At 68.5% G+C, this 13,145-nt stretch carries 10 protein-coding genes and 1 pseudogene; 4 read left to right on the forward strand and 7 right to left on the reverse strand.

All coding sequences use genetic code 11. The features are described 5' to 3' along the window. Nucleotides 1-29 precede the first annotated feature (29 nt). The 3 genes from SACTE_RS00185 to SACTE_RS00190 all read right to left on the reverse strand — a co-directional run bounded on the left by SACTE_RS00185 (nucleotide 30) and on the right by SACTE_RS00190 (nucleotide 3,141). Nucleotides 30-476, reverse strand: a complete 447-nt coding sequence (locus SACTE_RS00185) for a hypothetical protein (protein ID WP_019993901.1) — start codon at nucleotides 474-476, stop codon at nucleotides 30-32. A gap of 850 nt (nucleotides 477-1,326) precedes the next feature. Then, nucleotides 1,327-1,467 (reverse strand): hypothetical protein, encoded by a 141-nt coding sequence (locus SACTE_RS34335; protein WP_157839244.1) that lies wholly within the window; start codon nucleotides 1,465-1,467, stop codon nucleotides 1,327-1,329. 237 nt (nucleotides 1,468-1,704) lie between these two features. Further along, complete coding sequence (locus SACTE_RS00190; RefSeq protein ID WP_014043996.1) at nucleotides 1,705-3,141, reverse strand: restriction endonuclease; 1,437 nt, start codon at nucleotides 3,139-3,141, stop codon at nucleotides 1,705-1,707. A gap of 747 nt (nucleotides 3,142-3,888) precedes the next feature. Here SACTE_RS00190 and SACTE_RS00195 point away from each other — a divergent pair. Continuing rightward, nucleotides 3,889-4,655, forward strand: a pseudogene (locus tag SACTE_RS00195) (transposase). A gap of 74 nt (nucleotides 4,656-4,729) precedes the next feature. Here SACTE_RS00195 and SACTE_RS34340 read toward each other — a convergent pair. From SACTE_RS34340 to SACTE_RS00210, 4 genes are all read right to left on the reverse strand, one after another. Then, nucleotides 4,730-4,906, reverse strand: coding sequence for a hypothetical protein (locus SACTE_RS34340; RefSeq protein ID WP_019993903.1), 177 nt, complete (start codon nucleotides 4,904-4,906; stop codon nucleotides 4,730-4,732). A gap of 74 nt (nucleotides 4,907-4,980) precedes the next feature. Then, nucleotides 4,981-6,753 (reverse strand): ABC transporter ATP-binding protein, encoded by a 1,773-nt coding sequence (locus SACTE_RS00200; RefSeq protein ID WP_014043998.1) that lies wholly within the window; start codon nucleotides 6,751-6,753, stop codon nucleotides 4,981-4,983. Beyond that, nucleotides 6,750-8,591, reverse strand: a complete 1,842-nt coding sequence (locus SACTE_RS00205; protein ID WP_014043999.1) for an ABC transporter ATP-binding protein — start codon at nucleotides 8,589-8,591, stop codon at nucleotides 6,750-6,752. The genes SACTE_RS00200 and SACTE_RS00205 overlap by 4 nt, the downstream gene beginning before the upstream one ends. Nucleotides 8,592-9,246: 655 nt before the next feature. Next, nucleotides 9,247-9,846 (reverse strand): TetR/AcrR family transcriptional regulator, encoded by a 600-nt coding sequence (locus SACTE_RS00210; protein ID WP_014044000.1) that lies wholly within the window; start codon nucleotides 9,844-9,846, stop codon nucleotides 9,247-9,249. A 98-nt stretch (nucleotides 9,847-9,944) separates the two neighbouring features. Between SACTE_RS00210 and SACTE_RS00215 the strand changes: the two genes are divergently transcribed. The 3 genes from SACTE_RS00215 to SACTE_RS00225 all read left to right on the forward strand — a co-directional run bounded on the left by SACTE_RS00215 (nucleotide 9,945) and on the right by SACTE_RS00225 (nucleotide 12,918). Continuing rightward, nucleotides 9,945-10,973 (forward strand): zinc-binding dehydrogenase, encoded by a 1,029-nt coding sequence (locus SACTE_RS00215; RefSeq protein WP_014044001.1) that lies wholly within the window; start codon nucleotides 9,945-9,947, stop codon nucleotides 10,971-10,973. Beyond that, nucleotides 10,973-11,575, forward strand: a complete 603-nt coding sequence (locus SACTE_RS00220) for an NAD(P)-binding domain-containing protein (RefSeq protein WP_014044002.1) — start codon at nucleotides 10,973-10,975, stop codon at nucleotides 11,573-11,575. Before SACTE_RS00215 ends, SACTE_RS00220 begins: the two co-directional genes overlap by 1 nt. Before the next feature lie 65 nt (nucleotides 11,576-11,640). Further along, a complete protein-coding gene (locus SACTE_RS00225; RefSeq protein ID WP_014044003.1) occupies nucleotides 11,641-12,918 on the forward strand; it encodes an alkene reductase in 1,278 nt (425 codons plus the stop codon). Nucleotides 12,919-13,145: the final 227 nt, after the last annotated feature.

Below are 13,145 nucleotides of genomic sequence, written 5' to 3' on the forward strand. Positions count from 1 at the left end.
ACGCAGGCGTGGTCGATGGCCGGTTCTGCTTACGGGCCGATCCGCCGGGCCTTCATTCCGGTCATCTTGGCGTCCCGCTCCACCCGGCCGACGTCCTGGACGACCCGGGCGTTGCCGGTGATGTCGTCGGCGTCCATGCCTGTGGCCTCGCCGGTGAGGACGTCGGCCTTCTGGTGCACGAACGGTCCGGAGGCTGGCCGGTCTTCTCCGGCGAAGGTCAGGCGCTGGCTGTAGATGTCTTCCAGTGCGTCGCGGAGCCTGGCCCAGTTGCGCAGCAGGGCCGGTGAGGCGGGGACGGGGACGTCGCCGTGGGAGTAGTCGGCGAGGGCGTCCCGCAGCATCTCGAGTTCGTGCCGGCGCTGGTCTAGGAGGGCGTGGTCGGGTTGCAGCGGCAACTGCAGCGTTCCGGTCAGGGCGTCGGGTACGGCGATGTCGGCCTCGGGTTCGACACCACGGGAGCTGAGGAGGCGTTCCACGCGCTGGAAGACGAAAGTCAGCGCGGCTGGAAGCGAAGCGGTAATCAAAGCTAGCTCAGTGGCATCGGGCATGTTTCGCTCTCCCGGTTGTCTAGGGAATGACCGCTCGATTCTTTCTGACACAGCCTCTCGACACGGATTATTTCCGTGAGGATGGCAGGTTTCTCTCCCTCTCCCCGGCCAGAATGAAGCGACCAGAATGCAGCGCATGTCAATTCGGCCACTTGTCCGATCGGCGCATGGTGCCGTCTCGCTCTGGCGGGCGGGATCCGGGCGCGTGGCCGTGTTGCCGATAGAGGGCTTCGTCGGGAAAACGCTCCACGCGCGCGCGGCGCCAGGCCACGTCGAACGATGCCTCTCCGTGACTTGTGATGCTCTGCCGGAAGGCAGCTAAGCTGGTGACGGGGTCAAGAACCCATCGCAGCAGATGAAGTCGCATGCCCACAGAATCCTTACGGCGGGCACGGCAGGTGGATCCTTTTGGGCAGTGATGAGAAAAGGCTGCCGCACTGCGTACGGTTTTAGCCAGTTGATCTTTTTGACTCGCGACACGGGAGTGGCTGCCGTGTTTTCTGTTGTTCGTGGGATTTCGGCAGGACGGCAGTTTTCGGCCACGGTCACTCGGAGAAGCGCCGTACCGGCGCGGGAGGCGGATCCTAGGTTATTTCTTCATCAGTGCCGTCGATGATTCGACCACCAGAGCGGTGCCGGCGCATGCCAGCTGCTCTCGACAAAGGCAGCTGGGCATGAGATGCGGGCGTCGCCGCGTCTGCTTCCGCACGGCGTTCACGGGGGTGATACCGGTGATGTCGCTGCCCCAGCCGTCGGGGTGGGGGCGCAAATGGACGGCCTAACGGTGGCCGGCCAGGCGTTTGTGCTCGGTGGTGAGAACCGCGTCCAGGGCGGTCAGCGCCGGGTCGAGGATCCACACGCCGACCAGCGGCGGATGACGGCGGCCACTGCCCCCGGGGGCAGGCGACGGGCGCTGCACGCTACTGCTGCACCATCTGCAGCCCGACGGCCGGGTTCTGGGCAGCGAAGGCCTCTCGGCCGGACCGTTCGTGGCCCGGCAGGGCCGGGACCGCGCGATCCTCGAGCGGGTGATGGTCAGGGCGCGGAAGACGGTCCGGCCAGGTCTCTAGCGCGGTGCAGCGGCGGTCTGTGGCTTCGGCCAGGCAATTCACCCGCCTGCGCCGCACTGGACTGGCGACGTGCGTCCTCCGGATCGCTACCAGTCGGCTACGGGGCGCAGGGCCAGGGCGTCGGAGGTGCGCGCGTACTCCCATGAGCAGAGGCGGTACGCCCTTTTTGGCTCATGGAGCGGGTGGTGTGACCGCAGGGCGCAGATGAGCAGTTCGCTTTCCGCGACCCGGCCCGGCCACGCGTCCGGGGCAGACCTTCCGTTTTCGTCGCGGTGCGGATTTCTCACCGCAAGGCCTGTGACCCACTCTTCGGGCGCGCCGTCGCAGTCGGGCAGGTCCGGCCCGCTGGGCGAGACGATGTAGCCGACGGCTTCCAGCGGAACTGTCTGCTCAGGGTGGTGGCGAACGACTGCTGGGCTGTTCAGCGGGCGGAAGTAGCTGAATGTTGCGGCGTCGAATTGCTCGAACAGGTGTCGGATGGGTTGGAGGTCCACGGGGACGCCGGGCAGTTGGAACGACAGGCGGCAGTCGTAGACGGCCCGGGACCGGTAGTTGGCGATGCTTGCGGTGAGGGTGTAGAAGCCTCCGCCCTGGCAGGTATCGAAGTAGGTGACCTGTTCGGTGTGGTGGGCGCTCTTCAGGGCGTCTTCGCGGTTCTTCCAGGCACGCAGCGTCTCGACGAACTCCTGGGCTCCGGTGCCGTGCCAGTTCGCGCTGGACTGCTGGATGTTCCACTGTGGTGCGGCTGTGGTCCAGCCCATCGAGTCCAGTGCGTACAGCAACTCCACGATGCCGTCCTCGTTGTACGGCCTGACCGGTACATCGAGTGAGACGCCGCTGCCGCTGCCGAACGCCCAGTCCACGTCGGGCAGCTCCGGCACGAAGACGAACTCGCCGAACCCGCCCCCGGACGTGATGTACGGCAGCGGCTGCTGGTCGAGGCCGAGTAGTCGTGCCTCGGCCGCCGGGAGACTGGTGGCCGGCCGGCGCTGGCGCCGGGGCTTGGGGGCGGCGGCGAGGTGCACGCGGCCGTGGGTGATCAGCTCCTCCCGTTTCACCTGCAGGAGGTTGACCAGAGATCTCGGTGTGCTCAGAACCTGGGTCAGCTCCTCTTCGCCGAGCAGCAGGATCGTCCCCCGGTCCCGGCGCGCCCGCAGGTCATCCACTGCCGAGTCGGTGAAACCGTTCACGCTAATGATGACGCCGATGACAGCGGATGAGGCGGCCCGCTCCATCCGTGACCGGACGGCGTCGAAGACGTTGATGTCGGCTGGCTCGTTGTGCCACTTGGCCTCGATCAGGTACCAGGTGTCCCCGTAGCGGGCCACCAGGTCCGTCTGCCGCGGTTTTGCCACGGAGGCGTTGCGGTCGACCCGGAAGTGTGCCCGCCTGAACAGCTGCTCCAGCAGCACCTCAAGCTGGTAGCCCCGCCTGTGCGCGGACGGCAGTGCCCCAAGCCGCGTGAACTCCGCCAGCAGCGAGGACCCTCCCGCCCTGACGCGCTTTCCCTCACCAGCAGCCATGGGCTCCCCTCCCCTTGATCCCCGACGATGAACTCTCTCAGCTCCGCCACAGGGTAGGGAGCCGCTTTCGACCGGCCCTGGGCAATCGTCAAGCACAGCGGCCAGGACCGTACTCTGTGCGATCGCCTCCGCCACCACCGCCTCTTCGGCACAGCGGCTCTTCCCACATCAGGGTCGTTCGGGCCCACCGACCGACGGGTCATAAGCAACCAGTGGGTACCACCAGGTAGAGCGGTCGGCCAGGTACCGGCACAGACGGGCGGCGGTCGGAAGGCGACACTGCCGTCCTCGGACAGGAGCCAGGGGCAGGCCAAGGCCCGGGACGGCAACTGGCGGACAGGGCTCAGCGGATAGCGGGCGGAGGGACGCTGCGACCCAGGACGGCGTACAACACTGGCCCGCAGCCAACCGGGATCGACTCGAGTCATCACTACGTCGAGTCGGATCTTCCCCATCGCGGGCCGACACAGCTCGGTCAGCCCTGGGCAGCACTCCGGAAAGCCAGGCGCTGCTGACCCCGCCGCCAATAATCAGACACCGCCCAGCCCTTGACCAGCGCAAACCAGCCCATTTGAACCACGCATCAATAGAGAAATCCCACGCCGATCACTACATTCCAAGACAATCACTGAAACTGCACTCCAGAGCCCCTCCGGCATCTGCACCTCCACGGAAATCCCAGCTCAGAGACATGCCACACCACAGCACAAAATCCTGAAACGATCACTAGACACCCAGGCCAGCGACATCACTCATCTAGTGATCACTGAAGGATTTGTCACAGCCCCGTTCACCGGGCTGAGCCCGCGCGCCTTCGGGAAGCTGGTGACGGTTCTGCGCCGCGAGGGTGCGGACGCGGTCCGCAAGGGCCGGCCGTGGGGCCTTCCGCTGGAGAACCGGACGCTGCTGGTCGCGGCGTACTGGCGCACGAACCTGACCATGCGCCAGCTCGCACCGCTGTTCGGGGTCTCCAAGCCGGCGGCGGACCGGATCATCGACCACCTCGGGCCGATGCTCGCTCTCCAGCCCCGCAAGCGGTTCGCCAAGGACACCGTGCTCATCGTGGACGGCACCCTCGTGCCCACCCGCGACCATGCCATCGCGGAGAAGTCGAAGAACTACCGGTACTCCACCAACCACCAGGCCGTCATCGACGCCGACACCCGCCTGGTCGTCGTGGTCGGCCGGCCGCTCGCCGGGAACCGCAACGACTGCAAGGCATGGGAGGAATCCGGGCCAAGTCCGCCGTCGGCAACACACCCACGATCACCGACGGTGGCTACCCGGGCACCGGCCTCGTCATCCCGCACCGCCGACAGCACGACCAAGCCGAACCGCCGGACTGGAAACAGGAGCACAACAAGTGCCACAAGCAGGTCCGTGCCCGAGTCGAGCACGTCTTCGCCCGCATGAAGACCTGGAAGATCCTGCGCGACTGCCGCCTCAAGGACGACGGCGTTCACCACGCCATGCCCGGCATCGCCCGGATGCACAACCTCGCACTCGCCGGATAGACCAGCGGGCCGCACAGCAGCCAACCACGCCCGAGACAATCCGAAGATCATTTACGGGACAACCCTTAGGACCTCTAAGCGAACAAGGGGATATCGATGAAGCCCGTCGACTGGCAGCAACAGCTCAGCAGTCCGTCGCTGTCGACCTGGACGACGTCACCGCCGCCGCCATCGGAGCCTCGGCAGCCGACGGGGTTGTCGGCGTGCTGGAGGAGGTACGGGGAGGTGCTCTGCGCGAGTCGGTCGGCCATGGCCTCATCCTTGCGCACGCCCACCCGGCCGCCCACGTACGACAGGGGCCGAGTGCGAAAAGCGCTTCGGGTGGTCAGACGAAGTATCTGGCCTGTAGGCGGTACAGCTCGGCGTAGGTGCCGTCGGCCTGGATCAGGTTGTCGTGGGTGCCTACCTCGGCGACCCGGCCGTGGTCCAGGACGACGATGAGGTCGGCCGCGCGGGCGGTGGTGAAGCGGTGGGTGACCAGTACGGTCACCCCGCCGTCCAGGCGGTCGAGCTCGGCGTACTGCTGGAACAGCCACTCCTCGGCCCGGGCGTCGAGACTGGCGGAGGGCTCGTCGAGGATGCGCAGGAGCGGCGTCCGCCGCATCGCGGCCCGGGCGTTGGCGAGCGTCTGCCACTGGCCGCCCGACAGGCCCTTGCCGTCCCAGGAGGTGCGTCCGAGCCGGGTGTCCAGGCCGTCGGGAAGCCCGGAGAAAAGCCTGTTGCCGCCTGCGGTCCGCAGCGCTTGGAGGACGCGTTCCGGGTCGTCGCGGTGGTCGAGGAGGCCCAGTCCGATGGTGTCCTGGAGGGTCATCTCGATCGGGACCGGGTCCTGGAAGGCCACGGTGGTCCGGGCCCGCCACTCCTCCGGCGAGAGCTGGGCGAGGTCGGTGCCGTCCACCAGGGCGCGCCCCGCGTCGGGGCGGTAGAAGCCGGTGAGCATGGTGACGAAGGTGGATTTCCCGGCGCCGTTCTCGCCGACCAGGGCGACCACCGCACCGGCCGGGAGGTGGAGGTCGACGGCGTCCAGCGAGGGCTGCTCCCGGTTCCAGTACCGGAAGGTGAAGCCCTCCAGGGTGATCCCGTCGCGCAGTGCGTCCGGCACCGGCGCCGGGGTGGCTGGCACGACGGCCGCCCGCTCCGCGTCGGCGTCCTCGACCACGTCGAGGAAGACCCGGGTCGCCCGCAGCGACTCCAGGGTCCAGAAGCTCAGGTTCAGCAGGCCGTGCACCTGTCCGGTGATCTGGCTGCTGACTGCGACGGCCGTGATGACCAGGCCGAGTGAGGCCTGGCCGGACAGTGCGGCCCGCACCATCAGGACGATCGCGCCCGCGTAGGCCAGCACGAAGAGCAGCCACGCCAGGGCGACCCTCACCCGGGCCCGTCCGTCGGTTTGGGCGATGTCGCGGCCAGCGGCGTCCCACTGCGCGCGGTGCCTGCGCCGCAGTTCGCCCGCGAGTCCGAACAGACGGGTCTCCCGGCCGGGTGCGGCGGTGGTGGCGAGCGTGAAAAGGTGCCCGGCCAGCCGGGTGCTGGGCGTGGTGCGCTCTTCGGCATCGCCGCGTCGCTTGTCCGCGGCCTTGGTGGCCAGCACGGTGGGTACGGCGAAGAGGGGCAGCGCCGCGAGGACCGGGACGACCGACGCCATCAGCACCGCCGAGACGATCAGCGCCAGCGCGGCTCCGGTCAGCCACAGCAGCCGGTCGAAGGCCGGTCCGATCTGGCCGCGGGTGGCACGGGCCGTGGCCGCCTTGTCGGAACGGCTCGGACGCTCGTGGACCTCCAGGGTCGGCGTCGTGCCGACCACGCCGATGAACCGCAGCTCGATCCGGTGCTGGATCTCCTCCTGCAGCCGCAGCCGGGTGAAGTACCCGGCCACGAACGTGCCCTGGGTGAGCATCACGAATACCGCCGCGGACAGCGTCAGGACGATCAGGCCGTCCGCCGAGTGGCGGGTCGCCACCTCACTGAAGAGGCCGAGCAGCACGGCCAGGCCCACCCCGGTGGCCGGTTCGAGCAGGGCCACCGCCACCACCAGCAGGGACCGGACCCGATCCGTGCGTGGTCCGATCGCCAGGACGAACCGCAGCGCGCCGATCACGACGCCACATCCTCAAAACGCTTGGCCTGCAGGCGGAACAGCTCGGCATACCGGCCGTCGGCGGCCAGCAGGTGCTCATGTGTGCCGTCCTCGACGATCCGGCCGCCGTCGAGCACGACGACCCGCTCCGCCTTGCGCACGGTGGCAAAGCGGTGCGAGATGGCGATGGTGGTGGCCCCCGCGGTGAGCTCGTGGAACGTGTCGTAGAGCCGGGCCTCCGCACGGGGGTCCAGGCTGGCGGCCGGCTCGTCCATGATCAGCAGTTGTGCACCATGGCGCAGGCCGAACAGCGCTCGGGCGATAGCGATGCGCTGCCATTCGCCGCCCGACGCGTCGACCCCGCCCGCGTAACCGCTGGACATCACCGTGTCCCAGCCGTCGGGCAGCCGCTCGATGAAGTCCAGCAGCCCGGCCTGTCGTGCCACGGCACGCAGTCCGTCCTCGTCGTCCGCGTGGAGCAGCGAGCCGAACGCGATGTTGTCGCGCACGGTCAGCTCGTAACGTCCGAAGTCCTGGAACACGGCGACGACTTGACGCTGCCAGCCGCGCCGACCCGCGTCGTCGACCGGCACCCCGCCAATGTTCAGCGAGCCCCCGCTCGCAGCGTCCAGTCCGGCGACGAGGCGGGCCAGTGTGGTCTTGCCGGCGCCGTTGAGGCCGACGACGGCGAGCGACTGACCGGCAGGGACGGTGAGGTCGATGCCGTGCAGCACCTCGCCCGCGCCACCGCCGTAGGAGAACCGCAGACCCTCACAGGCGATGGTGCCGGAGGACACCGGCTCGCCCGGCGGCGGCGGCTCCGCGGCCGGTTCCACAGCGGGGAAGGACAGCGCCTCGCCGGCGGCCTTCCCCCCGAAGCCCATGCGGAGGTCGTCCTCGTCCGCCCGGAGCACCTGCATCAGCGCCCGCACGGCCAGGCCTCCGATCGCCAGATCACCCACGGTCGTCCCGTCGGCGCGTGACGCGGCCCGGTACGCCAGGTAACAGAAGACCAAGGCCACGGCGGCGCCGGTGAGCAGCACGACCACCACCACGAACAGATCGTGCTCGCGCCGGCGCCGCCAGACCTCCGCCATGTTCGTACGCCACCCCGCCTCGTACGCCTCGCGGAAGAAGCCGGCCAGGCCGAACAGCCGCACCTCCCGGGCAGCTCCGGACGTGATGGACACATCCCGCAGATAGGACGTACGGCGCAGCCCCGTAGTCCGGTTCACCGTCTCGACAACGGCCTTGCGGTAGTTCCGGACCAGCCGGCAGTGGAGCAGGGTGAACACGACGAAGACGATCGGCCCCAGCCACCAGGCGACCCCGGTGAGCAGCGCCGCGGAACCGATCGCGGTCACCCACAGCGTGGACCTGGTGGAGTACCCGAAGACAGCCTCCCCGGGAGGCATGTCGATGGTCCCGGCACCCCGGGCCCGGCTGATCCGGCCGAGGTAGGCGGAGTCCTCCAGGTGGCCGACGGTCGCCGGCTCCGAGGCCGCCCCCATCACGCGCTCGCCCAGCCGCCCGGTGACCCGGCGGCCGAGCGCCCGGCCCAGCGCGCTGCGTGCCGACTCGGCGAGGTGAGTGACGAGGAACAGCAGGACGATGACCCCGACCCAGCGGAAGCACTCGTCCGCCACCGGCCCGCTCGTGCCCTTGCCGGCCGCCGAGGCGAGACCATTCACGAGTTCACCGATCGCGATGGTGATACCGACCGGCGCAGCGCCTGCCAGCACGGCCGTGAGCGCGGTCAGGGTGCTCACGGCCGGGGCCTCCACGAAGGAGTACCGGACGAGAGCGGGCATCACCCACTGCTTCACCGGGGACGCGGAATGACCCGTATCCGTAGTCATGTCTTCCCCTGGGTGCTCGACATCGCTCTTTCTCCTGCTCGGTCAGTGCTTCCGCGGCACTGCGGTGCGATCAACACCCATGGACGGCCGCGGCAGCATACGCCCCGCGAAGCCTGCGCCTGAGTACTTTTCCGGTGACGCCCACCGGAATCAACTCCTATTCGACCGACCGGAGTTCAGCCAGCGGCGGCTTGACCAGGCCGCTGAGGATCTCGTTGACCCAGGTCCAGCCTTCCATCGGTGCCGTGGCCGTCACGGAGGCAGACCAGGACAACGGCGCGGACTTCCCCGTCCGTCCTGTTCGGACGCCACCACCACACAGTCATCAGGCTCTGGCAGCCGGGCGGGGCGAGCCGCAGACGGTAGGAGAACCTCAGCACGAAGCCGACCAGGGACTCACCGTCCAGCGGGTCGAGGCTGCGGCCGAAGGCCCGCGGCCCGGGTTCCGTGCTCCGGTCAGTCACCGGCGGCCGACCTGCCGCCGCGGTCGTCGAGGACCGTGTTCCGCCGCGCTTGCGACGAGACTTCGGCCGCGGTGTCACGTCCTGCGGGATGTCGGGGATCTCTCCGGCCTCGGGGTCGAGATCGCCCAGGTTGCCGAGGTGGATCGTGGTCTTCGCGAGCAGTTCGGGGGTGAGGCGGGGGGCGGAGCCGGTCAGCCGAGAGCGTGAGCGCGGCAGGTCCGCAGAATCTCGTCGGACAGTTCGGGCTGGACGTGGCTCACGGCGCGGGCGAGGACCATCGCCCCTACGAGTCGGCTGAGCAGCAGCACCGCGCGCTCCCGCGCCTCCTGTGAGGTGATCTCCCCTTCGCGCTCGCGGGCGAACTCCTCGGCGAAGCCGGTGAGGTACCCCTCCACGCCGACCGCGTAGGCGCTCTGGACCGTGTCGCTGTGCCGTCCGGCGTCGATGACCAAGGAGGCGGAGGGACAGCCGCCGTCCGAGGCATCGCGATGGGCGGCCGAAAGATAGTTGTCCACCACTCGCTTCAGCGGTGGGCCGGTGAGATCGGGGCCTTCCTCAAGGGTCTGGTCCAGGACGCCCAGAGAGGCTCTGAACGAGGCGCCGCACGCCTCGGCGGCCAGATCGTCTTTGGACGCGAAGTGGTTGTAGAAGCCGCCGTGGGTCAGGCCCGCTTCCTTCATCAGGTCGGCGATGCCTACGGCGTCGACGCCCTGCGAGCGGAACATGCGCCCGGCTGCCTCGACGATGTTCTGCCGGTTCCTGGCCTTGTCTTCCCTGGTGATCCGCGGCATGGCCGCCCTCCTGTGTCGGCAGTGTTTGACGTTTTCGATGTTACCCCTCATTATTCCTTTTAATGATGGGCATCATTAAAGAGCGAGTGGAGGCGCCTATGCGCACCGTGGAGTACACGCGGCATGGGGAAGCCGCACAGGTACTGACGCTGAGGGAGGAGGCCCGCCGGCCGACTCCCGGCAGCGGAGAGGTTCTGGTCCGCATGCTGGTCCGGCCCATCCATCCGGGGGACCTGATCGGTGTGGAGGGTCTGCCGGGGCAGCCCGAACAGCAGTCGGGGGCCCGGACTCCCGGAGTGGAGGGGATGGGCGTCGTCAAGAGCGTCGGAGCGGACGTCCGCACACTGCGCCCAGGTCGGCGGGTTGCGGTCTTCCCGGCGCCGGGAACATGGAGCGACTTCGTCGTGATCCCAGCCGATCTGGCAGTGCCGGTGCCGGACGGGGTCAGTGACGAGACTGCAGCCCTGATGCTGGTCAACCCGCTGACGCTGCGCATGCTGTATCGCGCGATGAAGAAGGCCTTGCACGGGCAGACGGGTCTGGTTCTTCAGACCGCCGCCGGCTCGTCCATCGGCAGGTTGGTCAGCGCAGCCGCGGTCCGGCACGGCCTGCAGTTGATCAACCTCGTGCGCAGCACCTCCGGTGCCGAGAAGATGCGGACGTTGTACCCCTCCCAGCTCACGATCGCGACATGCGACGACGACTGGCGGGAACAAGTCCGCCGCCATGTCGGCGAGCGGGGCGTCCAGGTGGTCCTCGACTGTGTCGGCGGTTCCATGACCCAAGACCTCGCCGAACTGCTGGCCGACGGCGGCACTCTGATCTCCTACGGACATCTGAGTTCCGGCACGACATCGTTGGAGGCGCTGCCTCTCATAGCGCGGGAGCTGACGGTACGGGGAGTGTCGATACTGCACTGGATGAGCCGCGCCCCCAGGAAGCGGGCCGAGGATGTCGCCTTCGCCCAGGACCTGGCGCAGAACACGCCAGACCTGCTTGACGTCGCGGCCAGCTACGACCTCGCCGACTTCAAGGCGGCCATCGAGCACGCCCGCCGCCCGGCCAAGAGTGGAACCGTCCTGCTCACCACACCGCGGACGGCCGACTCCGGACACGGGGCCGCCTGATGAAGATCGGAATGCTCGGAGCCGGAGCAATCGCCCAGGCCATCGCCCGGCATGCGATCCGTCACGGTCACGAGGTCGTGCTCAGCAACAGCCGAGGACCTGCCTCCCTGGCCCCACTGGCCAAGGACCTGGGCGCGCTCGCAGCAGCCGCGCCTCCCGAGGAGGCCGCCGCCGCAGACCTCGTCGTGCTCGCGGTTCCCTGGCCGCAAATCCCTGACGCCGTCGCCGGGTTCCCCCGCCTGGACAAAACCATCGTCATCGACGCCACCAACCAGTTCGTCTCCCTTTCCCCGAGACCCGAGATCGCCGACCTGGGCGACCTCACCGGCAGCGAATACGTGGCCTCCCTGCTTCCCGGCGCACGCGTGGTCAAGGCATTCAACGCCCTATACGCGCAGTTCATCGCACCCGATCCCCGCCACGAGGCGGGGCGGCAGGTGCTGTTCCTCGCAGGCGACGACGCCGACGCCAAGGACACCGTGAAAGACCTGACCTCCGAGTTCGGCTTCGCCCCCGTCGACCTCGGAACGCTGCGCGAGGGAGGACGCCTCATCCAGCTCGGCGGCCCCCTGTCCGCCCTTCACGCCCTCAAGCAGGACTGATCCCACCAACCCGATCGCGCTTCTCGTGTCCGCGCGGAGCGCCTCCCATCACGAAGGAGATGTTCATGTCCGACCTGACCTCAGTACCCGGCACCCAGCCCCTCCTACAGCCTGTTCAACTGGGCGCACTCAAGCTGCCCAACCGCGTCGTCATGGCTCCCATGACGCGCTCCCGGGCCGACAACGAGGAACTGGCCCCCACCGGCCTGCACGCCACCTACTACACACAGCGCGCCGGCGCCGGCCTGATCATCAGCGAAGGGACCTGGGTCAGCACGGACGCGATCGGCTTCATCAACGTCCCAGGCATCTACACCGACGCCCAGACCACCGGCTGGACCAAGGTCACCGAAGCTGTGCACTCAGCGGGAGGCAGGATCGTCTCGCAACTCGGCCACGCCGGCGCCGCCTCCCACCCGGATCACCACGGCGGCAGGCTCCCCGCCGGCCCTTCAGCGATCAATCCCCACGAGATGTCTTTCACCCCCGACGGCCCGAAGGACTCCCTCACGCCACGCGCCCTGAGCGCCGCAGAGATCGCCACCACGATCGGCACCTACCGGCAGGCAGCCACCAACGCGCTGCGTGCCGGATTCGACGGCTTGGAGATCCACGCGCAGGTATCCCATCTCGTGGCCCAGTTCCTCAACCCACGGCTCAACCAGCGCACCGACGCCTACGGCGGCAGCAGTGAAAAGCGGGCCCAGTTCCTCCTCGACGTCGTGGACGCCGTCAGCAGCGTGTGGGGCAGCGACCGCATCGGAATCAAACTCTCCCCCTACTGGAACAGCGGGACCGCCTTCACCGCAGACGCCGAGGCACTGGCCGAGTACGACCAGCTCCTCAGGCGTCTCGACGACAGCAACCTGGCATACCTCCACCTCCTCGGCCCGGAACCCGACACAGAAACCGACACTCTCACCGCGTTCACCCGCTACCGCGCCCATTACCGCGGCGCCGTCATCGCCAACCTCGGCTTCACGCAAGCGAGCGGCAACGAGCTGCTCGAACGGCAACTGGCCGACGCGGTTTCCTTCGGCGCCCCCTTCATCGCCAACCCGGACCTCGTCGATCGGTTCACCCACGGCCATCCTCTCGCCGCCGACAACCGCGACACGCGCTTCGCGGGTGGCGCGGAGGGATACACGGACTACGCCACAATGATCGGCTCCTATGAGGAGTGCTTCGTTAGGTTGGGGTGTGGCACGCACTTTTGCGGCGTTGCCGGCGTCCCCCAGCCTTCGGCCGGGGCGCCCCCAGCGCAGTACCAGCGGCAGGGGTGGTCCGACTCCGGGTCGATGAAGGGTAGCCGCGCCGCGTGCGTCATACCCTCGGCGTCATGAACGACCGAGTTCAAGATCTCCTCCGCCGCAAGGACGGAACGATCAGCCCTCAGCTCGATCCCCTCGTCCAGGCCCTCGCCGGCATCGACAACCTCTGACCCACGACACGGTGGACAACCCGCCCCAGGACGCGGCCGCCCGTCACGTCCGCGAGATCCTCGTCGCCTCCGGTGTCCTGCCCGCCGACAAGAGAACTTCGCCCGTCTCCGACTCTGGCTGGACGCCGC

This window comes from Streptomyces sp. SirexAA-E (assembly GCF_000177195.2).
Taxonomy (GTDB): Bacteria; Actinomycetota; Actinomycetes; order Streptomycetales; family Streptomycetaceae; genus Streptomyces; species Streptomyces flavovirens.